The organism is Streptococcus thoraltensis DSM 12221 (assembly GCF_000380145.1).
Taxonomy (GTDB): domain Bacteria; phylum Bacillota; class Bacilli; order Lactobacillales; family Streptococcaceae; genus Streptococcus; species Streptococcus thoraltensis.
Window position 1 is genome coordinate 166,696 of the sequence record NZ_KB904586.1, and the last position, 26,687, is coordinate 193,382.

The window sequence follows — 26,687 nt, forward strand, 5'->3', positions numbered from 1 at the left end:
TTATAATAACTATCTCCTCCTTTACACTTTAATTCAAATCTTTATTAAAAAATATTTCATCTTATTTAACAAGAAACCATATTTATATAACAACATAAAATACACTAAGTTATTTTATTGAACATATATCGTACTTTATCTATCCGACTATTTGGACGACGGGGCTGGCAAACAGGTTCACCGGTAGTAACATGGTACCCTTTTAACTCTGTTAAACAAACACTACGTCCATTTGTAAAGAAAGTTAAATCACTACGATATTCTTGAATACACCGAGCAGGGATTTCTCCACTAAGAATGACCTCATTATTTTTCAATTGAGTGTCTACGATGTTCGCACAATATTTAGGAGCATCGTTGTATGCTCGTGAAAGATATTCCTGTGGCGCATAAATTTTAAAACTAAGATATGGCTCTAACAATTCTGTTCCAGCTTTTTTTAAGACTTGTTCCAATACAATAGGAGCAAGCATCCGAAAATCTGCTGGGGTACTAACAGGGCTATAGTATAAGCCATACTTAAAACAGATTTTACAATCCGTCACATTCCAACCATATAATCCTTGTTCGCAACCATAGCGTATCCCTTCCATAACTGCATTTTGAAATGATTGATTTAAGTATCCAAGAGAAACCGAGCTCTCATACTGCATTCCACTTCCCAACGGAAGCGGTGATACAGATAAACCAATGGAAGCCCAGAAAGGATTTGGCGGCACTTCGATGTGAATGGTATATTCTGCATTTTTTAACGGTCTCTCCATATAAATGACTGTAGGCTCTTTTAGTTCTATCTCCACATGATACTTTTCTTGCAACAGTGCACTAATCACTTCCATTTGTACTTTCCCTAAGAAAGAAAGTATAATTTCATGTGTCGTAGAATCCACGTAATATCGTAGAAGCGGATCACTATCTGAGATTTCCAAAAGGGCATCAAGCAACATTTCTCTCTGTTCAGGTTTACTCGGTTCAACAGTTGTTTGTAGTAGAGGGTGCGGATTTTCAATCTTTTTTCTCTGTGGCAATAGTTTTGTATCTCCAAGAACACTATTTAACTTCAAAAACTCATTTTGCAAAATAACAATTTCTCCAGAATAAGCTCTATCAATCTTACATAATTCACCATTTATTGAAGTATACATTTCTGTAACTTTTATTTTTTCTTTTTCTGATACTCTAACCGAATCTCGTAAATGTAGTACTCCACTATAAAGGCGTATATATGCAAGACGTTGTCTTTTTTTTGTATATTCAATTTTGAAAACATTTCCGCAAAGTTCAGACGGACCTCGATGTGTTGATGAATAAAATTTATTCGTAATCACTTCTATAAGGTTATCAATCCCTATATTGTTTTTTGCACTTCCGTGATAAACAGGGAACAGGGAACAATTATGAAATCTTATGCTTTCCTCTTGTTCGAGTTCCAATGCTTCTAATGATTTACCGGACATATATTTCTCTAAAAGGTCATCGTTTCCCTCTATTACCGTATCCCATTGTTCAGATTCGGTAAAGTTCGTCACACACATATTAGGATACAGTTCTACCTTCTGTTTGATTACAATTTCGGCAGAAAGTTTCTCTTTAATATCCTGATAAACCGTTGATAAATCAATTCCATTTTGGTCAATCTTATTGATAAAAAAGATTGTGGGAATCCCCATTTTCCTAAGTGCATGAAATAATATACGAGTTTGTGCTTGTACGCCATCTTTTGCAGAAATCAGTAGAATTGCCCCATCTAAAACTGATAATGAACGATATACTTCTGCTAAGAAATCCATATGTCCTGGCGTGTCTATGATGTTCACCTTCGTATTTTCCCACTGAAAAGAGGTTATTCCTGTCTGAATTGTAATTCCTCTCTGACGTTCTAAAAGCGTATTATCCGTCCTCGTTGTACCTTTGTCCACGCTTCCTAATTCTGTAATCGCTCCACTGTTATATAATAAGCTTTCTGTTAAGGTAGTTTTTCCTGCATCAACATGAGCTAAAACTCCAATATTAATAATTTTCATGTGATTTTCCTCCATTCAAAAACCCAAAAGGGCATAAAAATCCCAGTGATAAATACTTTTATCACTGGGATTTTTATGCATAACCATAGGTATACAAAGCATACAGATATTCTCTGGATACTTTAGAATCACATGATAAAGGTATTCTTAAACTGGGTACAAAAAACTAAGCCCTCCTAAAAAAGGACATCTAATTATTTGTTCCCGCTATCAAATTGACAGTTTATTTAAGAATACCTTGCCGCATATTTATTAACTCCTTTTAAATAGTCACTTAAATAATAGCACGTAAGAGCATATTTGTAAAGGAATCTCCAATTTTTTATCAAAAAGAGTACATGATTACAAAGTATCTGTAATCATGTACCAATATTTGTTATTTTACAATCTTCCAATTATCTTGTTTTTCTAATATCAACTCAAATTGCGAGATTTGGGTTGCCTTTGTTTCTTGATCTAAATATTTCACAGCGACATTCACGATTACTTGGTTATCTTTTCTGGTAAAGATAGGATTCACCAATTCCTCGAAAACATATTCCTTGTTAATCATAGGTAACACATGATTACTTACATAGTAAGTCAATTCTTTTTCTGTGGCGGTAGGATAGAGCTGGAAGAACGTTTCTAAAAAGCTAGTGATTTCGTCCATCGTTTCTGTATCTACTGTATGGTCACTTTCTAGCTGTTTGGGTTGGTAGTCCGATTTTTGAGGTTTCTTACTCATTGTCGGATTTTTGATAATAACCATATTATCTGATTCATCTATATGGACAACCACATGAAAGCTAGACGATATAGTTTCCTTGTCTTTGTCTTCGGTAATAACTTGTTCAACAGAAAACAGTACCTCAAAGGTGTTCTCATTCACTTGAGAAACCTGCCACACCTGTATATCGTTCACACTAGAACTAGTAGGAATATCCTTACGAATCATTTCTTCATTTAATACCTGCAATTCTTCCGTCAAATAATGGGTCAATTTTTCATTTCGTTTATCAATGGCTTCTTGGGATTGTTGCCACGAAAAGTAGTCTTTCGCAAAGGATTTCACAAAACTTTCTACTTGGTTGGTATCGACAATCTGCTGTTTAATGATTTCTGTTTCACGGACAGTATGAGTGTCAATGGCAGTAAAATTTTTATAGATTCCAAATCCGACACTACCAATCAATAAAACCCATAAAACAAAGGTTAATTTCTTATGCGTGCCAACTTTAATCATCGGAACTTTTCTTTGCTTGCTCGGTTTTTTAGATTTCTTTGGTTTCTCCTTCTTTTCTTTTCGCTCGATTTTTATAATCATTTGATTCATTCCTTTCTTAGTTATGAATAACACGTCTAGCCCCAATCAGATGGTCTTGCCAATAACGACTGCTTAAGTCGCCATAACCGATTGGGTCGCCTGCATGATAAAAGCGATTTCCCTCTAAATATATCGCCACATGAGTCACATATGTGCCTGCATTATAGGTTGAATGAAAGAAGATAAGGTCGCCTGCTTGGGCTTCTTCCATAGAGATTTCTTGCGTAGCGTCATACTGATCTTGGGCGACACGAGGGAGAGAAATGCCAGCTTTGTCATACACCCATTGTATTAAGCCACTACAATCAAAAGAGGTGGTAGGCGACGCCCCTCCAAAGACATAGGGAAACCCTTCGTATTTCAAGGCTTCGTCCATAATGACTTGCACGGTTTCATCATCAAATTCTGTTGGGGAAGTGTCGGTTAGGTATTGTGAAACCAACTGAACATAAAACTGATTTCCATAGTTATATCGCCAACCACCATTCACAGGTATGGCTATGGGATTGGGATAGTCTGCTTTTTGACCACCCGACTTCTCTTTAGAAAACTGTTCGGCTAATTCATAGGTATATTTTTTCCCATGACTCCTCACATAATTTAAAAAGCCACCGCCATAATTATAAGATTGGATAACAGAATCTATATCCACTCCTTGTTGTTCTGCACTGGTTAATAATTCACTGAAATATTTAACCCCTTGTTTGATGGACTCTTCGGTACTCAAACTGTTGGGCGGTAAACCCAAAGATTCGGAACTTTGCATAACATCTTCTGCTGTACCGCCCGATTCCACTTGCATAATGGCTAAGATATAAGAAACATAGTCTTCAATCCCATATTCCTTACCATATTTTTCAATCAACGGACGGTGTGCCAACACTTCTGGTGAAACGGTCACACCGCCTTGTGAAATAGAAGAATCCTTGTTGTTTTCGCCACTGTCCGTATCATCTGCAAAGAAAATGACTAGGAATAATAAGAGAAAAAAGAAGAGAGAGAAGACCACACTACAAATCACTGTTATTTTTAGCTTCATGTTTGTTGTCCTCGCTTATCCGTTCTTTTATTTAGCTTCCTCTGATTGAATTGCTTCGGTGGTGTCTTTTGTTTTTGCTCTTTTTTCAATGGTCGCTGATGATTTTCACGTTTAGTGTTTTGTGACAAAACAGGCGTGACGGTTTGCTGACGCTTGCGAACATGCTGCTGGTTATTCTGAACAGGAGATGATGGGTTTTCTTTTCGTCTTTTTTCTTTTGCTTTATCCAGCTCCAAACGCTTTTGAGCAATGTTCTTTCGTTTTTGCTCCTGCTGGTTCATACGCTGTTGTTTGCGTTGAGCTTTGGTATCTGCCATAGATTGTTTAAAGTCTGTTACATTATGAGTGACATTCTCTTTTCCTTGATGAAGGGCATATTTGACATGGGTTGGTGTCGCCTGTATCTGTTGTTTAGCCTGCTTTCTTTTATTGACTAGACGATTTTTCGTGTCCAATACATGGGCTGTCTTTTCACCTAATCGTTGCCCGATACCGCCTTGTTGCTTTTTCACATTGGAAAGTGCTGTTTCTTTCTTTGGTGTAGTCCGTTCATTTTGACGAGTATGGTTAGCTTTATTGGTTTGATTCTGCTTTGTTGTCATTGTCTTTTGCTTCGTTGACCCTGCTTTTCCACGAAAAATCTTACTCATACTGCGTTGAAATCTTCTGGTTTGTCGATTCATCATTTGACGAGGTCTGCGAAACACTTGTCTGCCCATGTTTTGAGAGTCGTTGCTTTGTAAAGAGAATAGGCTCATTAAATCGCCCAGTTTAAAATAAATCCCTGCAAAGGTCACAATTTGTAAAAACATAATCATGAAAAAGGGAGAACTTGCTGACAGCGAATAAAGCATAGTGGAAATACTAAAGGCAACGGTAATAATCAAGGTAATACCAGCCCTTGTCATAATCACATTAAATAACTTGGTAATGGCATGCCTGCCCATGCCATCAAAACTCGGCAACATACTTAATAGGAAACTGATTGGCAAAAACATAGCGAAAATAATAAATAGCACTTGCGAAAAAATCATGATTCCTGTTAGAAGGAAAACAAAAATCGAGATACCAATATTGAATACAAACAAAAAGAAGACCGTTCCTAATCGGGAAATGGTCTTCGGGAGTGTTAAATAGGTATTGTCATGATCTTCAATTTCTTCAATCACTACATTTTCTCTATCTTCACCATTGTTTGTATCTGGACTGGTAGCCAATAACTTTTCCACACGGTCTTCACCTAAGGTTTCTATATCGGTTGAGCCATATTGAAGTAATAACCACGGTTGCTTGACTTGAACAGAAAATAGGCTATCACGTATCATATCCACACTGTCTTTGCCTTGACTATCCGTATCGGGAAGGACAATCTTTGTCCCAATATCTAAACTGGCAGTGCTCACATCTTTGGAAAAATCATTGATTTTCGCAATATAATCGGGAGCATACGCAATAAAGGAAGCTGATAGAATAAACACCACCACAAAATTTAACACAGCTCGTATAGCTTTGGTCGTTTCTCGTTTCACCAGTCCTGTATAGGCAACGTAGATTCCAACAATCAGAATAAAAAGAAGAAGGAAGCCGACATAAAAACCCGAACTGGAAAAGCCATTCGGTGTAATCCCTGCAATGGTCTGCATGTTCTCACCAATCGCTTGAGACGTTTGACTAATGAAATCCAAGGCGTAGGCTTCTTTGACCAAATAGCCTGTGGCGTTGGAAAGATAAAGAGAAATCGTCCAAATGAAATTGGTAATGGCATACAGTCCATACATCACTGATTGCCCTATGCCGTCACTCCAATTCCACGGCAGCCAGCCCCAGCTATTGTCCACATAATAATCAAGCTGATAATGATTTAAACCATACTTGGAATACTCGTTGCTTGTATCAATGGTTTCATCAACTAAGCCTGTTGCTTGTACTGCATTGCCCAGCGTGCCTAATAAAAGTAAAATAACGCCCACACAAAGGAGCGTTATCCAACTATAGTGAAGAAATTTCTTTTGTTTTTGTGTCATTTTTCCCCCTCATTTCGCACAGGCGGTCTGGTATCAAAGGCATGAAGCAACTCTTCAAAAATCGGGTGAAACTGCATAACCCCTACACGACCATAGATGTCTGAAACTAAACATTGTCCATTTTCTAATTCACGTAAGCGTTTCTGATTGTTTTCATCTTCCTTGTCCACGCCAAAAAATTCTAAGGTCTTTTTGATTTCCACTAGGTCAGTGGAACGAAAGGCGAATTTCAAGCCAATATTATTCTTCATCTTTTCATCTAGTAAATCGTCGGCGTTTTGAGTAACGAAATAGACCCCTGCATTCATGGCACGCCCTGCCCGAACTAAACGCATAGATAGAGCTTTTCCTTGTGCCACTTGTAAAAAACTCCAAGCTTCATCAAGGTCAACAATTTTAAAAATGGAACGGTCAGAGTGGATAAAGTCTAAAGCAAAGGTACTAATGACAATCAGCATTGCCACACTTAATAATTCCATGGTGGTGTATTCTTCAAAAGAGCTATTGGAATCGGGTAAGACCAAATCTGCCACTTGAATAATATTGAGTTGTTTTTCCAAGCTAATGGATTGGGTGACATTGCCATCACTGAATAACAGATGGGCAAAATCATAATCGACAAAGCTTTCGATATGGTCAGCAATACTATTGCTGATGGGTGTATCTTCTTTTCGCAATTCATCAATCACCAATAACAACCCTCGTTGTTCGCTTTGAGTGACACTCCGAATCGCTTTACGCAGGACAGGAAACTTCTCGCTATCTCGGCTGGAAATGCCTGTTAAGAACGTGAGAATATCAATGGCTAGGCTTTCTGAATCTTTCGGGAGTTTTAAGATCACATAAGGGTCAAGTAACCCTTTATTGTCGTTCTCACTCGTGAGATTAACGATATTGATTTCATGGGCAATATCAGGTAAGGTTTCTTTCCATTTGCCACGTTCAGCTTTTGGGTCTACAATGATTGCCTGTCCGCCAAAGAGTACCGAATAATAGACCAGCATATTGTTAGAGAATGATTTTCCGCCACCTAATGAACCAATAAAAGCAGACGCTAACGCATTCGTCACAGAGCCTTTAATTCCTTGACTTGCAAGGCTGGGTTGGAGATAAATATTTCTGCCTGTATCGAGATTGTAACCGACGTAAATACCAGAATTTTCACCAAGCATTTGTGTAGCTCCGAAACCAAGACCAGCCAAAAAATCCGACGTGACATATTGAATATAGTCATTGATATATCGCTTGCTTGAGGGAATAAATTCATTATGCAAGCCTAGCATATCGCCAAAAGGTCGTACTAATTTGATAGACAAATCATCATAAAAATCTTTTACTTCATCACAACGTTGTTTCAACTCGTCCAGATTTTTTGCCGATACCCGTACCACATAGCTTAGTTTGTACATGGATTCTTTGGTTTGGTCTAGGTTGGTTTCTAATTCGTCGACAGATTCTAAAGCGTCCACCACATTGGTACTGGTTTCATTGTCGCTTTCCCATGCGTGACTATCCAAGTCTTTCAATTCTTTCTTTTTGTTGCGAACGGTAGACAGAGCTTTTTTATTAGCAACAATTTCAACATTCATGCTGGTATCAATCGGGAAAGTGAACTGTTGTTGCTGGTAATAAAAAATCTCACTATTGGGGAAATCCAATTCGCCGACGATACTGTTAATCGTAAAATACGCCACATAAGTGGTAGTATCTTCCTGTTCCATCCGTAAGTAGCGTTGCTTTTCTTCGATTAAACAGCGAGTGGGTTTAATAATATCGTATTTCTTTACCAACACTTTTTTATCTTCATATCGTTTGGGTAAATGGTAGTCGTAGTCATCAAAAGGAATCCCTGTTTGACCGTAAAGGTGGGCAATGATATACCCAAAATCATCTTTCCCCAATGGGCGAATGTGAAAGCGTCTGGATAATTTACTTTCTAATAACTGTTCCATTTTAGAAAAGCGTTCGATTTCTGACATAGGCATAGAAACAAAATCGCCCATCAACTTGTGATTCACGCCATGAAAGAATTCCGCAAATGCTTTTTGAATGTCTTTGCCAATATTTTTGACCGATACTTCCTGTTCATTCAGCAAGAGTTTAAAACCAATAAAAAAGCGATAGTCCACTTGATTGTCACCAATCATAGAAACTAACGCTTCGGTCTGTTCATCTATTTTTTCGTAAGCTATCTCTTTTAATCGTCCAGTGATTTCTTTTTTCGATTGTTCCTGTGTCGCTCGAATACTTGATTCGGTTGCTAGTTGCAGGGCATGAATCTTACCATCACGATTTTGGGCAATCAATTGACGGAAATTATCATGAACTTGAACTTTTTCATCGGAACTTAAAAAACTGTAATTATAGGGAATTAATTCATAATAAGCAAATACTTCGCCATCATGATTAAATACGAGATTATCTTCGATATATTTAATGGGGTGTGCCATTTAATTGTTCACTCCTTACAATCGTGATTGATTCATTCATTTTTTCTTTATTTAATCGTATTTGTTTGCCAGCATAGGTTATTTTAGGGCGTAGAGCATAGGTAATAATAGATTTTAAAAATCCATAGGGTTTCTTCCCGTCAAAGGTTTTTTGACACATGAACCAAGTGAGGACAACGGGAATCCCTAAGTATTTGAGTAGTGCTCCGTCAATCAAGGAAAGTGGTGGTAAACTGCCAAAGATTATAACGACAAACAAAGAAACGATAAACCATGTCATTTGTGTAAAGGTTATGGGAAAAGGGAGTTGTAAATCATTAATTGCATAAATCACTTTTTCTACTGACCAAATACTGGTGTAACTTCTTATTTTTTTCATGTCTTCACGTCCTTTCCGTAAAAATAGAAAAAGAGCAATCAAAATAGGTGATTGCTCTATAAAATAATAATTATTTTGTGACTTTTAATTGTTGAAAAATAGTTATTCTGAGTAAATTATCTAAAAGACAGCAGGTATGAAGTAATACCCAATTTAATCTACTGTATTCTGTATAGTCAAAATGAAAGTGTTTCATAAATTTTTGAGCGAATTTTTCTGCTTTTTCGTTAAAACCTTTGAAATCACCATGTCCGATTTTATTTCTCATTTGTCTTAATAATTTTGCTACTTCACTCGAAACCTCTCCATATTTCTTATCAAGATAAGGTATTAGTAATTTGTCAATTTCATTTGTATTCTGATTTGGTTTTAATAATACAAGTTCTAACAAAGTAAAAGTCTTTAAATAATGATTTTGATTATAACTATTATCACTATATATCCCGTTCATAATATAATCTAATTTGTAATAATCGTTTTCCGATTTTAGTATAGAATCAATTCGGTTGCCCATTTTTTTAAGTTCCGTAATGTAGTCGTCTGTAGTCCTGCACCCTTTAAAGTTTGAATCAATTCTAAAACTTAGATTTGATAATATCCTAGTATGCTCTTTAGGATTCATATTACTTGTATAAATGCAGTTCATATGAATACCATTTTGTATATCATGATTTACAAAGTTACTAAAATACATCACTTTTTCAGCGTAATCCTCTTCACAAAAACGACCATCAAAGCAATTGCTTGTCCAATCAAAAAAAGGCATATCCTGATATTCATAGTCAAAGAATAGACATATCATATTATCAACAAGGCATTGAAGACATGACTCAATAGAATCTAAATTATATTTTGTATAGTCTTCAACATTGGCGTGAACGATTTCTTTCAAATAAGATATAGAATATTCTGTTTGAAATGTTTTACCATACCTTTTCAAATTATCTGCCATGTCAACTTTTTGTTGTCGAATTTCTTGTAACATGTCTTCTATAATGCTTTCCTTCCAGTCATCAGAAACATTAGATATATATAGTTTCAATTTATCTGACAATTTTATTTTTGTTATTTTCCCATAAACATCTATTATTACCAATTGAACAATCCTCCTTAATTCAGAACGTATAAAATTATTATAGCAGTATTGCTAGTTTAGAGTAATCCATGTTAATTAGAATACTCAAATACTCCATGAGAGGTGATAAGATAATTTCCCTCTATTTCCATATCACGTCCCAAAGCTTGATAATCAATATAATTTTGTAAATTAGAAGGTACTTCACCAAGTTGTCCTGTTTCTTCCACATAATAACGGGCGACATCTTCCATAGAATCACATTCACTATAACAATGAATATTCTCTTTGTTTTCCAGTAATTCTTCCAAGCTACTAAACCACATGCCTTGAATTTCTTTGAGTTCATTATAAATAGGTGTACCTTCGATTTCTTGAATGGCTTCACATAGACGGTTGATTTCACTAATTGGCGTGTATTCGTCCACATCAAAAGGAAGCTCAAAATCATGTATGGCGTATTCTTCGTAGTTCTCATTTAAACCGATTCTTTCTGCCATTTCTTCCTCATCAATTGGTGGAGTAAACCATGATCCAACTAATTCACCTTCATTATACCGTCCCAAATTTGCCACATAGACTTTCAATTCCAATTCTTATCACATCCTTTTTATAAAATATAGTCAAAAAAAAAGTAGCAATCAGTTAATGACGCTACTTATCAAGGTATCCGCTAATATAATCTGTAACTGTACTTGAAATACCTATTATTAGTTTTGCTTCTCTCTTTCCAATAATATTTGTATTAGGATGTGCAAGTGAATGCCTATTTCTTGCTTCATTAAGAGAGCTAATCATTCCATTTGATGACCTTATCGTTGTCTTCACTATATCAGCAAGTTCAGTAGGTTGAATTTCTTTTTCAATTAATTGTTGTATCCTACTATATAATTTAGATAGATTTTCGTCTCTAGGAACTGTAATTTCATATTTTTTTAGTATTTCAATTAAATATCCATGAAAAGCAGTGTGAACTCTGTCAAAGGCACGTTGATATTCACCATTACTCATGAAAGACTCAGCGTCTTCAATAGCTTGTGAAATCACATCACTAATTTTCAACTGACTAAAGTTAATTACTTCGTAATTCTCTGGAAGTGGTACTAAAATAGTATCCACTAATACATTATCACCTTGTTTATCATATATGGAGCTTGCTGTCTGGGTAAGCAAATCTTTATGACTTTCAAAAAAGTCTAAATCATCAAAAGGAGCTCTTATTTTAAGATAGGTGCAAAGCGTATTCCAATCCCTTTTGTATCCTTTATAATAAGTAAACTCGTTAGTCTCATCTAAAGTTACCTCTGATATTTTCATTTTAGAAACAATCTCGTTACCTCCTTCATAATAATTTGAAGAGCTCTTTCTTTCTAATGTTTTAATTAAAAGAGATTTAAATTGATCATTTGTAAACATATTCATGGATCCTTTCATAACAAAATATATACTTCCTATTTTATCATGAAAAATATCTGTTAAGCACCAATGATTCGGTTAAATAAGTTTAATAACACATCTTTCACGCCAGCTGCATTGAACACAAGTCCGACGGCGATTAAAGCAATAATCAAAAAGCCAATAAGTTTTGAAAATTCTCGTTTAAAACCTAAAAACAGTCCAATGACGACAATCGCTAACAATACCAATGACTGTGCATTATCCAAGAACCAGTTGTACAAATTCTGCCCAAAATTCATGTGATTGTCCTCCTTTCCTTAAGATATTTTTCTCGATAGTAGATATAGCTTTTTACACGCTTTAATAATTGAAAAGGAGTTAAATGCTCTCCATAAACAGTTATTCGACTGGTATAATTCTTATAAAAGCTCACTTTGTAAAAATCATAGGTATAGATGGTATCACCAGCTTGCCGTTTTCCCTCAATAATGAGAGACGTATATTTCCCTGTATTTTGTATATACGCTTGAAACCCTAACTTCTTTAATTCTTCTGTTAAGAGGCTCATGTAATCAAATCCTCCATGCCTAGATGTTGTTGTTCAATTAATTTCTCATGTTTTTCTGTCAGTTTGGCTTCATGAATCATGGTGGAAATAATGGTTGTACCGTTGAGAATATCTAAAATGCTTGCGACTTTTAATGTAGGGGCGACTTGATGATGTAACCAGTTCAATGTTCGTTCAAAAGAATAAGGTTCTGGCTGTATGGTTAGGCGTAATGCTCCACGATTTTTGCCGATAAACCATTCCCAGCGTTCATTGGTTTGCCAATCACTCCGTCGCTTGGTTTCGTCCTTATCGGCAAAGCGAATATAACGATTGATAATCTCAAACGCTGTTTTTTCTGCATTTTGATGTTCCAACAAATCTTTCATGGCTTGAGTGGCTCTGTCGTTTTTCAAACGAATTTCAAAGCGATTCTTTATTTCTGCGTCTTCTAAGGCAATATCATTTTTCACGTATTGCTCATAATCTTTCTCATATATACAGAAATAGACTTCGCTTTTTAATGAGCCAATATAAAGGGTGTTTCCCATGTCTGGTTTTTCATCACGGTGAACCAATTCACCACTGCGATAATTTTTAAAGCTCCGAAAGACGGAAATACATTCTTCCTGTTTACATTTCTTTGCCAATTCTGGAATATTCAAAATCCCTGTTTTATCGTTGATGGCTAAATCCAAGCGTTTGAAAATACCTTTATGTTCCATGCAATCTTGAAAGAAACCATACCAGCTCCGATGTTGAGCCAATAGAAAGTTTTCAAATTGCCGACAGCCTTTTCCTTTCAGTTCTAATAAAACCCCTTTACTTACATCATGAGAGACTAGGACAACAATATCACCGAAACGATAGTGTTCGGGATAAGAATAATAGCCAAAGTCTTCGTGTAGCATATAATCCATATTCAAGCGTAAAACCTCACCGATAATTTGAGACACATCATTGGTAGGGAATCGAATCCGTACATAGTCGAATAACATCTCCAATGGGTTATCGGGATTGAAGCGTTCCAAAGCGTTCAGTAAATCTTCTTTCACCTGTTGAGTAGGGACTGCCTTGCCTGTTTCAATATCCGATAGGTAAGGTCTGGTAATATGAGAAGCAACCGCCAGTTTATTTTGAGAAACGCCATAAGCCAGTCGCTTTTCTTTCAATTCCTTAATCCAAATTTTTTCGTTTTCCATTCGCAAACCTCCAATCTAAAAAAGATGTAAACTATGACCCTTGAGTTTACATCTTTCCTATTTTCCGCAATTCCTTGTACCATCAACATTGGTTGATGAGAATTGCCTGTTTTCAGTTGTATTTGTGCCCCCCTGTTAGGTAGAGGGGGCTAAAGGATTGGCGTGGCTAACGCCACACCAATCAAAGCAAGTCTGAACCTGTACCTTTCACTTCGTGCGGTACAGGCTCAGATTGCTTTTTTTGAATGACTTTTCCTATTTCTCCTAAGAAATCATACCTTTTTGGTACAAGGGGTGTATAAAACTCACTAATCACACTTTTTCCTGTATCCACATAACCTCTTCCCTTGATGGGTTTTAAGAAAAATTGTTTTTGTGTATCGCTTCCAAACATCATACCGAAGCCCATTTCAGACATACGACCCAAAGCCACACGGAAGTTAAAGTTATCTCGAATACCATCACTAAAATATTTTGCGTCTGGACGCTGACAGGCAAGAATTAAAAAGAAGCCTGCTTGTCGTCCGAGCATAACAATTTGTTTGAGTTTATTCATAACTTGTGCACTATCACGACCTAACATATCCATCATCGCCACATATTCATCAAAAATCAGGAAGTTCGCAGGTAGACCAAGATACGCATAATTTTCTCCTGTTTTGTAGTTCGGGTGTTGCTTCATGGTTTCACTACGGGCAATCATATCGTCGTAAAATTGACTAATACATGCCAGCATATCGTCTTTACGGTAATAGACATTATCTATGACCGCTCCTAAGTCTGCCAAATCAGCATTTTTAGGGTCGAGAATATAAAGCTTCGCATTTGTATGCAGGAGAGATTCAATCAATGTGAGAATAAAATAGGATTTTCCACTACCCGTGCCCCCAGCAATTAACATGTGAGGGAGAGAATCAAACTCCCAATAGACCGATTCCATCAATTTGACACGTCCATCTTGAGCTACCACATCTTCAATGCCAATTCGATTGCCAATGGTGTCATAAAGTAGAACATACTCTACATAAGAATCTTTCAACGTTTTTTCCACTAATTCACAATACAAGCCTGTTTCTAGTTTGTTTTCTAAGTGCAAGAGCTGATCTTGATATTTCCCTAAAGTGATTTCTACATGAATATGGATCAGTCCATCTTTCATTCGGTAATACATTTTAGGAAAATGGCGGATTCGTTGTTTGGTTTTCTTGCTGGATAAGTCTTTAAAGAATCCCTCTGATTGAGTTTCTTCGGCTTCATACCAATGGTTTTCTAAAATCATACGAGCTAACTTTTGACGGTGCTCTAACTGTTTTATAGAATCTATGCGATAGTGATAATAGAGCCAGCTGATGAGTCCGCATACAAAAAAAGCAGTGAGAATACTGCTCCAAAAGTATGGCGTATGCAGTTGATAGAAAAATGTATCTAACTGAACTGTTTGCCAATTCACCGATTGTAACGTTCTCCAATGAAAAGGGAGTAGAACGACTAGAAAAACTATCAGCAATGAAATCAGCACAAAATGATAGACCAAGTCCTTATCGTTGGCTTTGATTCGCTTTCCTCTGTCATGAAGCAATGGCATAAAAATCCTCCTTTCCATCTATCAAAATAATTGTGTATTGTAGATACGAGCCTGTTTATCAAAAGTTGGTTGAGAAATGGCTTCATATTTCCGATAAGCGATTCGCTTTTCAAAGCGTAAATCTTTTTCTTTCGGATAATAATGACGTCGATAGAGCGTGTGTCCTAACAGTTTTTTCGCTTCTTTTGTCAACGGATAGAGATAGCGAAACATGCGTCCATTGATTTTCTCAATCCCTTTGTATTCGCAAAATGCCTGGGAAAGCCAATGCTTTTTCTCTACCTGTTCAAAACGAGCATTTTCCTCTAATAAAAGGCGAGCACTTCGAGGGTGTATCTTTTCCCATGACTGTTTATCACGATAGACACTTGTCTTGAAATACCCGCAGTAAAAGAAGTTGGACGCTTGATAGACATAGCCACATTTTCCCTCAATTCCATCTGCCAATGTATATAAAAAATGACAGTCCGTATGTTCTTTCAACCACTTAATTAGAGCTGAAAGAGCTTGACTGCCAAAATAATTGGTTTGATTCATTTCTGGAAGAAAACACATCTTTCCAATTTCTAAATAATCTGTGGTTTGAAGGGAACTGTCGGGAAAGAGTTTGCGTATGGTTTGTAGGGGTTGCGTACCCCAGCCTAATTCCACAACGCCTAATAATTTTTCTTCTGAAAAAATCCCTAGAAAGTATTTACACAATCTAGGGAGTATCTTTGAATAATGGTATTGCCGAATAAAAGAAATGGCTTCATCTTTCGGAATTTCTTTCAAAATCAATGGTGTGTTTGTCATAAGCAACACCTATTTTTCACTTTCGGACGCTTCTTTTTTATATTTCTGATGAGGTTTTGTCTGTCCTTTTAATACAAGATCGTCTGCTTTCACGTACCAATCAACGTCTGCCCCTCGAAAAGTAGCCGTCGCTACGGTATCTGCCACAGGATTGATTAATTCCACTTCTGCGTTGTAGTCAAATTCTTTCAAAGGAACAGAAGCGGGGATACTGACTTGTATCATGCGTCCTTGTCCTTTTGATTTTAAGTCATAGGTACGTTCTTTAATTTCTTCGGAAACCGAACCATCTTCATTTTGAATACGAACCTCACGACGTAAAGCGGAAAATTTCAATGTGCCAAATGTCTGGTCTTTTTCAATCACAATACCTTCTGCTAATCTCATATTTTTTCACCTTTCCTTTCTTAAGCTTTCACCATATCGTCTGCGTGCATAATGTAATTGGTAAATCCTCTATTGCCAATTTTATAACCTTCTGCGGTAATACGTGGGTTGATGAGTCTGACTTTTTCGTCGGATTCAAAATGTTTCTCGCCAGCTTCGGAGGGAAGAATGACAACAATATCATCTGCTCGTTGAATCGTTGAGTATAAATTGTAGCTACGAGAGAGAATAGTTGGTCTGCCATTGACTCGACGTTGTTCAATATTCCCTTCACCAGCATATTCTAATTGACCAAATGTTTTTTCCATATTGGGAATGACATATTTTAATTCCATAAGTGTATCGTTCCTTTCTCACATAAAATATTTTTGGCTTACTTTATTCATTTAAAAATTTGTTAGTATCACAACCTTTCAAAGCATAAAAAATAGACGCTCATTATGAACGTCTATCATTTAAATGAATATTGAGTTTAGAATTCCATTTCGAATTTAATCAGGTCTGCTTAGGTGCAAATACTGCACTTTTATTGCACTTTTTATTTTTTTAAATATAATTTATTCGATTTTATACGTTTCCAAAATCCTTGATATTACAGCATTTTCGCTTATATGCCATACCCTTAAAACAGAGTGGGAATAGAGGTAATAAGTATAAAAAGCCTAGAAAATCAATATTTCTAAGGCTTTTTGATTTGTTCTAACAACAATTTAGCAACAAAAACAGATTATTTTTTTATCAACTTACTTACGTTGAGGACTCCTTTTTTCGTTCAACAGATACGCTAGTCAAACCTCAAAAAGGAGTTTCAATAACTTAAAATTGTGATATAATAATGCCTGTCGCAACTCCACTAACGAACTTGGTCTGGAGGTGAGTTTTTGCTAATCTTCGTTACAGTTATTCTAGCACCTTTACTTATTACAATCATAGGTAATGTCGTTTCTGAGTGGATAGTCAGAAACTGGCTAGAAAAAGGCGACAAAGACAAATAACCTGAGTCCGATAACTTGCATATTGGACAAAAGAAAATACCAGAGGTGGAGCTCTGGTATTTTTATTTTTGCCAAGACTTCGTTACAGTTCTTGCACAATTATTATCACAAAAATTAAATCACTTGTCAAATGTTAACGTATGTTGATTGCCATTAAACTTGCTTTGTCTAACATTATCTTCCGTCACTACGACTTGACCTGTCATGCGACTAGCGACTTCTTTCCTGCATTAAGACGAAGATGGGAGTATGTACCTAGCGTTGTCTTAATATCAGCATGTCCTAAGTGATTTTGCATTTCTAAATCATTCATTCCAAGAGATAAGATAAAACTAGCGTGAGAGTGCCGTAAATCATGTATACGGATAGATTTTATCCCTGCATAGTCGCTATGTGCTTTTAATACACGGTTTAACGTCGATTTTACAAGTGGACTATCTGCCAAAGAAAATACAAACTTACATTTTCCTATTTGCGATTGTGCTTGCTTCCAGAATTTCAAATGTTCCAAAATATCATCATCAAGATAGAGCAGTCTAATACCTGAAGTGGATTTTGTATCTGTAATATACCATTCTTTCTGATTTTTATAATACATTGAACAATCTATCAATACCGTACCATTATCAAAATCAATCTTTGTCCACTCAATAGCTTGTAATTCACTGATACGAACACCTGTCATAAAGAAAAACCAAAACGTTGTAAAGTATAATAAATCATAAATATTAGACTTATCAAATGTGCTAATAAATTTCTGAAACTCCTCAACTGTCCAAAAATCAACTTTGGGACGCTCTTTTTTGATATTTCCAACCTGTTTAGCAAGGTTATTTGATAACATACCTAATTTTACTGCTAAATCCAAAACCTGTTGTCATATCTGATGTACGGAGCGAATATAGTTATTAGACAGCCCCTCAAGAAACATATCATGCTGCACTGTTTAACATGAGGAGCAAGAATTCCTGATAGCTGCATTTTTTCAAAATATGTCAATCGTTTAAATGTTGAACGTGTCAGTTTGAAATATTCGTCAACTAAAAATGTCAGTTTGACATAAGGAGCAATTATGGCAACATTTACTGAACGCTTAAAAGAGTTAAGACAAAAAATAACCTCACTCAAAAAGAGTTGGTTGAAATTTTAGGAATATCGCAAGGCTCTTATGCTAATTGGGAAAAGGGAAAAAGAGAACTCAATCTTTCCCGACTCGGTGATATAGCGATTTATTTCGACATAAGTATAGATTATCTTACTGGAAAAATAGATAAAGAATATGGGGAGGTGAATATACAAGAATTGGAACAAAAGTCTGAGGAAAAAATTGAGAAAATTATACAAGACGTGATATCTAGCATGCTGACTATACTTAAAGTTGGGAGATTAAAAGGAATTCCTAAATCATAAATGCTTAAAATCTTTGACACTAGTGAACATAAAGAGATCTTCCACCGCATTGAGACATTGATAAATAAAGTATACAACTAACACCAATTCAACACCAAAAAATAAAACAATCGAATATACATTCAATTATTCAGAACGTACACAAAACCCTCTTAAACATGAAGATATTGAGGAATTGATTTTTATATTATTGAGCAATAAAAGTCTTAGAAATCCTGTTATATCAGTGCTTCTAAGACTTTTATTATACAGAAAAAAGATTGCAGACAACGCCAGTTTTGAGGTGTGGGGTATCATTCACTAATTATTATGCTCCAACACCCCAACCACCTCATACAGATCTGGTTTGTCTATGTGGTAAGGGGCTTCTTCTCTTACAATTGGTTTGGCGCAGAAGGCAATTCCGATACCTGCTTTTTTAATCATGGGAAGATCATTTGCCCCGTCTCCCATAGCGATTGTTTGAGAAAGATCAAGTTGATTTTCTGCAGCCCATTCTTGCAGTTTGGCAACCTTGGTTTCTTTAGTTACGACGTCACCATCCGTTTTTCCGGTCAAATACCCATCAACAACTTCTAAGCGATTAGCTTTGACATAGTCAATCCCGAGCTCTTGAGCCAGACCATCAACCGTCTCATGAAAGCCTCCTGACACTAGCCCCACCTTGTAGCCACGTGCATGCAATTCTTCAACCAATTCCTTGGCCCCCTGATTGAAGTGAATCTTACCATAAACCCTATCGAAAATAGATTCAGGCAAGCCCTTCAGTAAAGCGACACGCTCTGCCAATGCTTCTTTAAAATCCAGTTCTCCACGCATGGCGCGTTCGGTAATGTCAGCAACCTGTTCGCCGACACCTGCTTCCTCACCCAATAAATCGATGACTTCTTCTTTGACCAGAGTTGAATCAACATCCATGACTAAAAGTCCCTTGACCATTTTCATAGCATAACCTCCATTTTTTCACTTATTGTACAAGAAGCTTGCTACAATAGCAAGTCTGAACATAATCGCAGTATCCATAATCCTTTTTCAAAGAAGATTTTTATTTTTTTAGAAAGATTCAGTAAACATTTACGAAAAAAATATTGGAAAATTCCGTGTCCAAGCATTTACCGACAAGAATCAAGCAATAGCAAAGCATCGCTAAAATCCACAATGGATTTGATAGTGTCATCCGTTGTTTATGTCGAAACCTAAGTATTAAGAACCGGTCTAAAATAGTCAATGCTAACAGCCGATATTGATACCAGTAGTATCGTAGAGGTTTTTAAAGAAGCTTTCAATAAGAAAAAACAAAAAGCGATTAAACGAGGTGTCCTATTCGCCAACTTTGTGACACTACTTATGTTTATTCAAAATTCTTTAACGCATGTAAAAAAAGAAAAACTATCAGTCCCTGAATGATTGGGAATAGCCTTAGTGGTGCTACCATATTTGGAAGCGTTAGAACTGCACTTGCTGATGATAATGCTTCCAAAGATAAAAATAAAAGGGGTTGGAAAATAGCCTCCAAAACCCTTTATTCTTATTTTATAGTCAAATGAATTACTCCTTCAGAACAAGGAACAAAAAAGACACCGGACAGTGCTTGATACTCTTTGAAAAGCAAAAGCAGACCTTATTGACTTGATGTGATGACCTTCAGTTCTATCTGCAGAGGCGCCGCTTAGTCTCCTTTTGATTTTCATTGAGTATGAATATGACAAGTCGAAAGTGTTGATGTATCAAAGTTAATTCAAAAGACTATAAGATTATAATTGGTTGAATTTAGCTAGAATGCTGGATAAGTTAGTTTTTTCTGACTTCACTGTGCTGCTTCGATAAGCTTGAATAAATAAATTAAATGCTTTAGCAAAGACTCGTTTTTGTTTGGGGGATAATCTTCGGTAAACTTCAAAATATTTTGCCATTTCCAGAGGTTTCTTCGCAGAGAAATCATTAAGACTGGTAACACCACTGGCAATCAATTGATCAAACAAGAGATCAAATAAGTTTTTCAGCTCATAATGGGACAAACTCTTATTCCAAATCGCAAATGTTTTTTCAAGTTTTCGACTCATTGGAGATAATTGTGTGACGGTTTCAAAGTCGTTTTTTTCTAAATCTATCGCCCAATTCAACATGGGGTGTTGCCCCATGCCCCTATCCTTAGAGGCTACAATTATTGGCTTTCTATCGGATTCCAACATGACACCGACTACTGACTCAAACGGTTTAATGGCAACAATCTTAGACCTAATAGCCAGATAACTTTCTGATTGTAGAAAGCTTGGACGAAAGCCGGGAGCATCATACATATAAATGAGAGTAATCCTATCTTGCAGTTTTTTTGGTAAATGCGCAGCTGCATAAACAGCTAAATTTCCACCTTTGGAGTGTCCCGAAACAAGTACTTGTCCGGACAAGCTTGGAAGGATTTCCTTTAAATAAATAGATGCTGCACGTTGTGCAGGAATTTCCCGCATATAAGTTAATTTAAAATCTTCTTTCCAGCCAATCAAGCTATCATCCGTTCCACGAAAAACCAGTTGATGAAACTTTTCTTCTGGTATGGAAAAGACCATGGCTGCAAATTGACGTTCAAACTCAGTGTTAACATCATTGACATAATGACTAATGGTTACATTCTTATATCGTTTGCTATTGAGCACCGCTTCAAAAAGGCCGATACGTTCTTTGGTGTCTAGAAAAGTGAATGGAATGTCTTTTTTGGATTGCTGAAATAGTAGAGCCAAATCATTGATGACAACGAACTCCTTTTGCTTGAGTTCCTTGGATAAATGTTCGATGATTGATAGATAGCCCAATTCATTAAATAAGGCAAAATCTAAACTGGTCAGGGCTTTTTCAGAAAATGATGTCTGCCCTATAGTTGCGACATAATCTAAAAGATTCTTCATTGCTACTACACTTCTTCTAAGTGAGAATTGATAATGGTTTCCATTTTTATTTCTTGTGGTTTCATTCCCATTCTTTCATAAAAATGAACAGCTCCCGCATTAGCGTTCCAAACATTAAGGGTTAAATTGTAACACTGCCATTCAGCAGCTTTTTGGTAGGCAAACTGATACAAGGCTTCGCCTATCTTTTGACCACGAGCTGTTTCATCAACACACAAATCGTCAATAAAAAGGGTTTTATTGGGAATCATAGCTGCCCCTTTGGCTTCCTGAATGATTAGGAATATATGTCCTAGAAGATTCCCTTCCTCATCTTCGTACACGAAAATAGGACGTTGATCATCATGAATCAGTTCTCGTAATTCTTGTTCTGAGAATTTACTGCCACTTGACTTAAAAATATCAGGTCTAACATTGTGATGAACTCTCAAAATTTGTCCTAATAATTCCTGAATCTTTGGAATGTCGGCGATAACTGCTCTTCTTATCATTTTTACCTCCTATCACTCCCACTATCATATCACAAATCGAGAAGTAATATAGTCTTTTGAATTAACTTTGATACCTCATCACTGTCGACTTGCTGTACTTTACTTACTACTCAATAAAGTTTAAAGCAGACTAGGCGACGCTGATACAGATAGAACTGAAGGTCATCACATCAAGTCAACAAGGTCTGCTTTTGCTTTTCAAAGAGTATCAAGTACTGTTTGCGTCTTAGTTCCTTGTTCTGAAAGGTAATTCATTTGACTATAAAATGCAATAAAAAAATCTCACCCAGTGGATGAGATCCGCCTCAACATAGCATTGAGACTAGAGAGAAATAAGTAAGACATGGGGTGATTTGATATTTTAAATCAAGAATCCTAAACGTTAAGAGAAAGTTATTTTAGGAGAGAGTTTTGAGAGAGAGAGAGTTCCCACATGTCTCTATGTGTAAAGTATAACACTCTATCAGAAAATGTTAATCCTAAAGTCGTAAAATGTTGTTTTTTCATCTTCAAATGTCAAAAATTATCTAAAAATGGCTAACTTCGTCCTTGAATAACCTTTTTATTTACGATACATCTTGATTTGGAGATACAAGTCATTGTATACGCCAAGCCATTTTTGTCCAAGATTGTCATAAACTTCTAAATGGTCAATGGTTTTTTGACTTGGATAAAAGGCCTTGTCATTCTTGATTTCTTTTGGTAATAGAGTCTTTGCAGCATTATTTGGCGTCGAATAACCGATATACTCCGCATTTTGTGCTGCATTTTTTGGCTCTAGCATGAAATTAATAAATTGATAAGCTTCTTTAGTGTGCTTGGCTGTTTTAGGGAGAACCATATTATCAAACCATAGATTAGAGCCTTCTGTTGGAACGACATAAACCAAATCTTCATTTTCATAGAGCATTTCACTGGCTTCTCCAGAGAAGGTCACACCAATGGGTGCATCCCCTTGAATCATATAGCCTTTCAGTTCATCACCAACCAAGGCTTTGATGTTTGGGGTTAGTTGGTTTAATTTCTTCTCTACTTGATTAAGATGTGCCTTGTTTTTTGAATTAAGACTATATCCCAAGCTATTTAAACCAACTCCAAGCACTTCTCTAGCACCGTCAACCATCATGATACTATCTTTGTATTCAGACTTCCAAAGGTCGTTCCAATGCTCAGGATACGTATCTAATTGTTTTTTATTGTAAACAATCCCAACGGTTCCCCAAAAGTAAGGAATAGAATAATCATTAGCAGGATCAAAACTTTTCCCCAAGAATTCTTTGCCAATATAATCAAGCCCTTTTATTTTTGATTTGTCCAATTTAATAAGCATGTCTTCTTTAATCATCTTATCAATCGTATAATCACTTGGAATTGCAATATCGTACGTCGTACCACCCTGTTTAATCTTGGTGTACATGGCTTCGTTGGAATCAAAAGTTTCGTATTGAACCTTAATACCAGTCTCTTTAGTAAATTTTGTCAGCAAATCTGGGTCAATATAATCTCCCCAGTTATAGATAACTAATTTATCTGAAACGTCCCCTGATTGCTTCTGCAGGATAAAACTAGCTCCCCACAAAAGAACAATAATGGCAATAATACCTGTTAGAAAGGATGTTAATTTACGCATCTTTAACCTCCTTCTCCTGAGAAATAAAATAATAGCCAATCACTAGCAGAATACTAAAGAAAAAAACGAGGGTAGACAGGGCATTGATGTCTAGGGAAATCCCTTGACGGGCGCGGGAATAAATCTCAACAGAAAGGGTCGAAAAGCCATTTCCAGTTACAAAGAAAGTCACCGCAAAATCATCTAAAGAATAGGTAAATGCCATAAAATACCCAGCAATAATACTCGGTGTCAAATAAGGCAACATGACTTCTTTAAGCATTTGAGAGCGACTGGCACCCAAATCATAGGCCGCATGAATCATATCTTGATTCATTTCTTTAAGTCTAGGCAAAACCATAAGAACGACAATAGGAATAGAGAAGGCAATGTGACTGAGTAAGACAGTGGCAAATCCCAATTGAAACTTAGTTGTTGTAAATAAAATCAAGAAGGATGCCCCAATCATAACATCAGGCGCCACCATCAAGATATTATTCGTTGACAACATGCCATTCTGATAACGCTTCTTGCTTTCATGAATAAAGATAGCTCCAAAAGTTCCAATAGCTGTCGCAATCAAAGAACTTGAAAAAGCTAAAAAGAAGGTTTGTGCCAATATAAGCATAAGGCGGCTATCTGAAATCATGGTTTGATAATGCTCCATGGTAAAGCCCGCAAAGCCATTCATATCGCCACCCTTGTTGAATGAATAGAAAATCAGATAAAAAATCGGTGCATAAAGGAGAACAAAAACAAAAATCAAATAGATATTAGCAAATTTTTTCATGATTTTCTCTCCTTAGTTGCCCACATAATCATTAGCATAGCGGCAATCAAGACCACGCCAATGGTTGATCCCATACCCCAGTTTTGAGTGGTAAGGAAGTGTTGCTCAATAGCAGTGCCAAGAGTAATCACTCGATTACCACCGATAAGTCTTGTCAACATAAAGAGACTCAGACTTGGAATAAAAACAGACTGAACACCAGACCTGACGCCATTCAAGGATAGGGGGAAAATAACTTTTGTAAAGGTTTGAAGGTCGTTGGCGCCCAAATCACGACTGGCATTAATAAGGTTAGGATCAATATCATCCAAGGCGTTGAATATCGGTAAAATCATAAATGGTATTTCGATATAAGCAGCTACAAATACAAATGAAAAATCCGTGAAGAGAATTTGCTGAGGTCCCAAGCCCATAAAGGTTAAAAAGGCATTTACTCCACCTTGTTGACCAAAAATCCCCATAAAAGCGTAAGCCTTTAAGAGCAGATTGACCCAAGTCGGTAAAATAACCAACATCAGCCAAAGTTGTTTGTGCTTGAGACTGGTTAAAACGAATGCTGTCGGATAAGCAATTAAAAGCGTGACTAAGGTAATCAAACCGGCATAGAGAATAGAATTCAAACTCATTTTTAAGTAGGTCCATGAACCAAAGAAAGTTTGATAATTTCCCAAAGTAGCCTGACCTGATATGTCAAAGAATGATTTCCAGATAATCATGACAACGGGTGCTAAAACAAAGAGAAAAACCCATAAAAAATAGGGAATTGAGAAAAAGCTAGTCGTTTTCTTCATGACGCTCCTCCTCGATAAAATTAATCAGACCATCTTCAACTTCTTCTGTTTCAACATATTCTTCAATGCGTGCATCGAATTCTTCTTCTGTCTCATGAAGACGCATAATATGAATATCTTCTGGTGTGAAATCCAGTCCAATAATTTCACCTTCGATGGCTTTACGCGTGGAATGAATCATCCATTCATTTCCGAGATCATCATATGCGATGATTTCATAATGCACTCCTCGGAAAAGTTGCGTATCAACTTTTACTTGAAGTTTTCCTTCATCAGGTAGTGTAATTTGCAAATCTTCGGGACGAATAACAACTTCTACCGGTTCATTAGGGCGCATACCACCATCAACCGCTTCAAAGCGTTTACCATTGAATTCTACCAGATAGTCTTCAATCATTGTTGCTGGAAGAATGTTGGATTCACCGATGAAGGTTGCAACGAAGTGATTAATCGGTTCGTCATAGATGTCAACCGGTGTCCCTGACTGAACGATTTTGCCTTCATTCATAACAAAAATCCAGTCGCTCATGGCTAGAGCTTCTTCCTGGTCGTGAGTAACAAAGACAAAAGTAATGCCAAGACGTTGTTGCAATTCACGAAGCTCATACTGCATCTCTGTACGGAGCTTCAAATCAAGCGCTGATAAGGGTTCATCTAAAAGAACCACTTTGGGCTGGTTGATAATCGCACGCGCAATAGCAACACGTTGGCGTTGTCCACCAGATAGTTTTTTTATAGAGCGTTTTTCATAGCCTTCGAGTTGCACCATTTTAAGGGCTTCTTTAACGCGTTGATCAATCTCTTTTTTAGCAATTTTCTTTAATTTCAAAGCGAACGCCACATTTTCATAGACGGTCATATGCGGGAAAAGGGCGTAAGATTGAAACACCGTATGAACATCACGCTTGTTAATTGGAACGTCATTAATACGCTTTCCATCTAGTAAAACATCACCAGATGTGGCATCTAAAAGCCCTGCAATGATATTGAGAATCGTTGATTTCCCAGAACCAGATGCACCAAGCAGCGTGTAAAACTTTCCTTCTTCCAATTCGAAGTTAATATCTTTTAAAACAGTTGTACCACTATCCTCAAATGTCTTTGACACATTTTTGAAGGCAATAATTGGATTAGTCAATGGTCATAAATCCTCCATAGATTTTCTAGAATATATACTATGTCATTTTGCTTAGTTTAGTATCGTAGTCTTTTGAATTAACTTTGCGACATAGTCACTTTCGACTTGCCTTACTTATACTCAATGAAAATCAAAAGGAGACTAAGCGGCACCTCTGCAGATAGAACTGAAGTCTATCAAATGTCAACAAGGTCTGACTTTGATTTTCGAAGAGTATCAAGCGCTGTCCGGCGTCTTTTTGTGTTCCTTGTTCTGAAAGGTAATTCATTTGACTATCGTTGACTTTTTCTAAGACTCCAAAATTTAAAACTAAACCGGGTGATGTCACCACGATAGTTCTTACATTTAT

General features: G+C 36.5%; 24 protein-coding genes and 2 pseudogenes. 1 reads left to right on the forward strand and 25 read right to left on the reverse strand.

Annotation, left to right across the window (positions count from 1 at the left end):
• Nucleotides 1-104: 104 nt before the first annotated feature.
• From tet(M) to A3IA_RS13335, 18 genes and pseudogenes are all read right to left on the reverse strand, one after another.
• A complete protein-coding gene (gene tet(M), locus A3IA_RS0100785; protein WP_000691727.1) occupies nucleotides 105-2,024 on the reverse strand; it encodes a tetracycline resistance ribosomal protection protein Tet(M) in 1,920 nt (639 codons plus the stop codon).
• Nucleotides 2,025-2,039: 15 nt separating this feature from the next.
• Nucleotides 2,040-2,087, reverse strand: a pseudogene (locus A3IA_RS13610) (hypothetical protein); the annotation flags it as partial.
• A gap of 313 nt (nucleotides 2,088-2,400) precedes the next feature.
• Nucleotides 2,401-3,330: a conjugal transfer protein gene (locus tag A3IA_RS0100790; protein ID WP_000584387.1), complete on the reverse strand. Its 930-nt coding sequence runs from the start codon at nucleotides 3,328-3,330 to the stop codon at nucleotides 2,401-2,403.
• Nucleotides 3,331-3,346: 16 nt separating this feature from the next.
• Nucleotides 3,347-4,369, reverse strand: a complete 1,023-nt coding sequence (locus tag A3IA_RS0100795; RefSeq protein WP_000768374.1) for a bifunctional lytic transglycosylase/C40 family peptidase — start codon at nucleotides 4,367-4,369, stop codon at nucleotides 3,347-3,349.
• Complete coding sequence (locus A3IA_RS0100800; protein WP_000192390.1) at nucleotides 4,366-6,393, reverse strand: CD3337/EF1877 family mobilome membrane protein; 2,028 nt, start codon at nucleotides 6,391-6,393, stop codon at nucleotides 4,366-4,368. The genes A3IA_RS0100795 and A3IA_RS0100800 overlap by 4 nt, the downstream gene beginning before the upstream one ends.
• Nucleotides 6,390-8,843, reverse strand: a complete 2,454-nt coding sequence (tcpF, locus tag A3IA_RS0100805) for a conjugal transfer ATPase TcpF (protein WP_000941001.1) — start codon at nucleotides 8,841-8,843, stop codon at nucleotides 6,390-6,392. Before tcpF ends, A3IA_RS0100800 begins: the two co-directional genes overlap by 4 nt.
• A complete protein-coding gene (locus tag A3IA_RS0100810; RefSeq protein ID WP_000723886.1) occupies nucleotides 8,827-9,222 on the reverse strand; it encodes a conjugal transfer protein in 396 nt (131 codons plus the stop codon). Before A3IA_RS0100810 ends, tcpF begins: the two co-directional genes overlap by 17 nt.
• Before the next feature lie 70 nt (nucleotides 9,223-9,292).
• Entirely contained in the window at nucleotides 9,293-10,318 is a 1,026-nt protein-coding gene (locus tag A3IA_RS0100815; RefSeq protein WP_018379461.1) for a hypothetical protein, read from the reverse strand.
• Nucleotides 10,319-10,389: 71 nt separating this feature from the next.
• Nucleotides 10,390-10,890, reverse strand: coding sequence for an antirestriction protein ArdA (locus A3IA_RS0100820; protein WP_000421245.1), 501 nt, complete (start codon nucleotides 10,888-10,890; stop codon nucleotides 10,390-10,392).
• A gap of 61 nt (nucleotides 10,891-10,951) precedes the next feature.
• Nucleotides 10,952-11,713, reverse strand: coding sequence for an abortive infection family protein (locus A3IA_RS0100825; protein ID WP_000494842.1), 762 nt, complete (start codon nucleotides 11,711-11,713; stop codon nucleotides 10,952-10,954).
• Between the two features lie 59 nt (nucleotides 11,714-11,772).
• Complete coding sequence (locus tag A3IA_RS0100830; protein ID WP_001009054.1) at nucleotides 11,773-11,994, reverse strand: hypothetical protein; 222 nt, start codon at nucleotides 11,992-11,994, stop codon at nucleotides 11,773-11,775.
• On the reverse strand, nucleotides 11,991-12,263 hold the full coding sequence (locus A3IA_RS13735; protein ID WP_000055367.1) for a hypothetical protein: 273 nt from the start codon (nucleotides 12,261-12,263) through the stop codon (nucleotides 11,991-11,993). The genes A3IA_RS0100830 and A3IA_RS13735 overlap by 4 nt, the downstream gene beginning before the upstream one ends.
• Nucleotides 12,260-13,444: a MobT family relaxase gene (gene mobT, locus A3IA_RS0100840; protein ID WP_000426691.1), complete on the reverse strand. Its 1,185-nt coding sequence runs from the start codon at nucleotides 13,442-13,444 to the stop codon at nucleotides 12,260-12,262. Before mobT ends, A3IA_RS13735 begins: the two co-directional genes overlap by 4 nt.
• Before the next feature lie 181 nt (nucleotides 13,445-13,625).
• On the reverse strand, nucleotides 13,626-15,029 hold the full coding sequence (locus A3IA_RS0100845) for an FtsK/SpoIIIE domain-containing protein (protein ID WP_001130247.1): 1,404 nt from the start codon (nucleotides 15,027-15,029) through the stop codon (nucleotides 13,626-13,628).
• A gap of 21 nt (nucleotides 15,030-15,050) precedes the next feature.
• Nucleotides 15,051-15,824: a Mom family adenine methylcarbamoylation protein gene (locus A3IA_RS0100850; RefSeq protein ID WP_000185760.1), complete on the reverse strand. Its 774-nt coding sequence runs from the start codon at nucleotides 15,822-15,824 to the stop codon at nucleotides 15,051-15,053.
• 9 nt (nucleotides 15,825-15,833) lie between these two features.
• Nucleotides 15,834-16,211, reverse strand: a complete 378-nt coding sequence (locus A3IA_RS0100855; RefSeq protein ID WP_001234189.1) for a YdcP family protein — start codon at nucleotides 16,209-16,211, stop codon at nucleotides 15,834-15,836.
• Between the two features lie 20 nt (nucleotides 16,212-16,231).
• Nucleotides 16,232-16,546, reverse strand: coding sequence for a YdcP family protein (locus A3IA_RS0100860; RefSeq protein ID WP_000421280.1), 315 nt, complete (start codon nucleotides 16,544-16,546; stop codon nucleotides 16,232-16,234).
• Between the two features lie 862 nt (nucleotides 16,547-17,408).
• Complete coding sequence (locus A3IA_RS13335) at nucleotides 17,409-18,050, reverse strand: site-specific integrase (protein WP_018379463.1); 642 nt, start codon at nucleotides 18,048-18,050, stop codon at nucleotides 17,409-17,411.
• Between the two features lie 260 nt (nucleotides 18,051-18,310).
• Here A3IA_RS13335 and A3IA_RS11555 point away from each other — a divergent pair.
• Nucleotides 18,311-18,616: pseudogene (locus A3IA_RS11555) on the forward strand (helix-turn-helix domain-containing protein); the annotation flags it as partial.
• A gap of 300 nt (nucleotides 18,617-18,916) precedes the next feature.
• On the opposite strand, the gene serB reads toward A3IA_RS11555, so the two are convergent.
• From serB to A3IA_RS0100915, 7 genes are all read right to left on the reverse strand, one after another.
• Nucleotides 18,917-19,561, reverse strand: coding sequence for a phosphoserine phosphatase SerB (gene serB / locus A3IA_RS0100875; protein ID WP_018379465.1), 645 nt, complete (start codon nucleotides 19,559-19,561; stop codon nucleotides 18,917-18,919).
• Between the two features lie 809 nt (nucleotides 19,562-20,370).
• A complete protein-coding gene (locus A3IA_RS0100890; RefSeq protein ID WP_018379468.1) occupies nucleotides 20,371-21,519 on the reverse strand; it encodes an Mbeg1-like protein in 1,149 nt (382 codons plus the stop codon).
• Between the two features lie 5 nt (nucleotides 21,520-21,524).
• A complete protein-coding gene (locus tag A3IA_RS0100895; protein WP_018379469.1) occupies nucleotides 21,525-22,010 on the reverse strand; it encodes a GNAT family N-acetyltransferase in 486 nt (161 codons plus the stop codon).
• A 562-nt stretch (nucleotides 22,011-22,572) separates the two neighbouring features.
• Nucleotides 22,573-23,640, reverse strand: a complete 1,068-nt coding sequence (locus tag A3IA_RS0100900; RefSeq protein ID WP_018379470.1) for an ABC transporter substrate-binding protein — start codon at nucleotides 23,638-23,640, stop codon at nucleotides 22,573-22,575.
• Nucleotides 23,633-24,409 carry an ABC transporter permease gene (locus tag A3IA_RS0100905; protein WP_018379471.1) on the reverse strand — a complete coding sequence of 259 codons (777 nt, stop codon included), beginning with the start codon at nucleotides 24,407-24,409 and terminating at the stop codon, nucleotides 23,633-23,635. Before A3IA_RS0100905 ends, A3IA_RS0100900 begins: the two co-directional genes overlap by 8 nt.
• Entirely contained in the window at nucleotides 24,406-25,200 is a 795-nt protein-coding gene (locus A3IA_RS0100910; protein WP_018379472.1) for an ABC transporter permease, read from the reverse strand. Before A3IA_RS0100910 ends, A3IA_RS0100905 begins: the two co-directional genes overlap by 4 nt.
• Nucleotides 25,184-26,338: an ABC transporter ATP-binding protein gene (locus tag A3IA_RS0100915; RefSeq protein WP_018379473.1), complete on the reverse strand. Its 1,155-nt coding sequence runs from the start codon at nucleotides 26,336-26,338 to the stop codon at nucleotides 25,184-25,186. The genes A3IA_RS0100910 and A3IA_RS0100915 overlap by 17 nt, the downstream gene beginning before the upstream one ends.
• Between the last annotated feature and the right edge of the window lie 349 nt (nucleotides 26,339-26,687).

Coding starts and splice junctions, on each gene's coding strand:
- A3IA_RS13335 (WP_018379463.1), bottom strand. CDS start 18,050: ATGTTATCAAATAACCTTGCTAAACAGGTTGGAAATATCAAAAAAGAG.
- A3IA_RS0100800 (WP_000192390.1), bottom strand. CDS start 6,393: ATGACACAAAAACAAAAGAAATTTCTTCACTATAGTTGGATAACGCTC.
- tcpF (WP_000941001.1), bottom strand. CDS start 8,843: ATGGCACACCCCATTAAATATATCGAAGATAATCTCGTATTTAATCAT.
- A3IA_RS0100845 (WP_001130247.1), bottom strand. CDS start 15,029: ATGCCATTGCTTCATGACAGAGGAAAGCGAATCAAAGCCAACGATAAG.
- A3IA_RS0100825 (WP_000494842.1), bottom strand. CDS start 11,713: ATGTTTACAAATGATCAATTTAAATCTCTTTTAATTAAAACATTAGAA.
- A3IA_RS0100900 (WP_018379470.1), bottom strand. CDS start 23,640: ATGCGTAAATTAACATCCTTTCTAACAGGTATTATTGCCATTATTGTT.
- A3IA_RS0100895 (WP_018379469.1), bottom strand. CDS start 22,010: ATGATAAGAAGAGCAGTTATCGCCGACATTCCAAAGATTCAGGAATTA.
- A3IA_RS0100855 (WP_001234189.1), bottom strand. CDS start 16,211: ATGAGATTAGCAGAAGGTATTGTGATTGAAAAAGACCAGACATTTGGC.
- A3IA_RS0100810 (WP_000723886.1), bottom strand. CDS start 9,222: ATGAAAAAAATAAGAAGTTACACCAGTATTTGGTCAGTAGAAAAAGTG.
- A3IA_RS0100830 (WP_001009054.1), bottom strand. CDS start 11,994: ATGAATTTTGGGCAGAATTTGTACAACTGGTTCTTGGATAATGCACAG.
- mobT (WP_000426691.1), bottom strand. CDS start 13,444: ATGGAAAACGAAAAAATTTGGATTAAGGAATTGAAAGAAAAGCGACTG.
- A3IA_RS13735 (WP_000055367.1), bottom strand. CDS start 12,263: ATGAGCCTCTTAACAGAAGAATTAAAGAAGTTAGGGTTTCAAGCGTAT.
- A3IA_RS0100850 (WP_000185760.1), bottom strand. CDS start 15,824: ATGACAAACACACCATTGATTTTGAAAGAAATTCCGAAAGATGAAGCC.
- A3IA_RS0100860 (WP_000421280.1), bottom strand. CDS start 16,546: ATGGAATTAAAATATGTCATTCCCAATATGGAAAAAACATTTGGTCAA.
- A3IA_RS0100795 (WP_000768374.1), bottom strand. CDS start 4,369: ATGAAGCTAAAAATAACAGTGATTTGTAGTGTGGTCTTCTCTCTCTTC.
- serB (WP_018379465.1), bottom strand. CDS start 19,561: ATGAAAATGGTCAAGGGACTTTTAGTCATGGATGTTGATTCAACTCTG.
- A3IA_RS0100790 (WP_000584387.1), bottom strand. CDS start 3,330: ATGATTATAAAAATCGAGCGAAAAGAAAAGAAGGAGAAACCAAAGAAA.
- A3IA_RS0100905 (WP_018379471.1), bottom strand. CDS start 24,409: ATGAAAAAATTTGCTAATATCTATTTGATTTTTGTTTTTGTTCTCCTT.
- A3IA_RS0100890 (WP_018379468.1), bottom strand. CDS start 21,519: ATGAAGAATCTTTTAGATTATGTCGCAACTATAGGGCAGACATCATTT.
- A3IA_RS0100910 (WP_018379472.1), bottom strand. CDS start 25,200: ATGAAGAAAACGACTAGCTTTTTCTCAATTCCCTATTTTTTATGGGTT.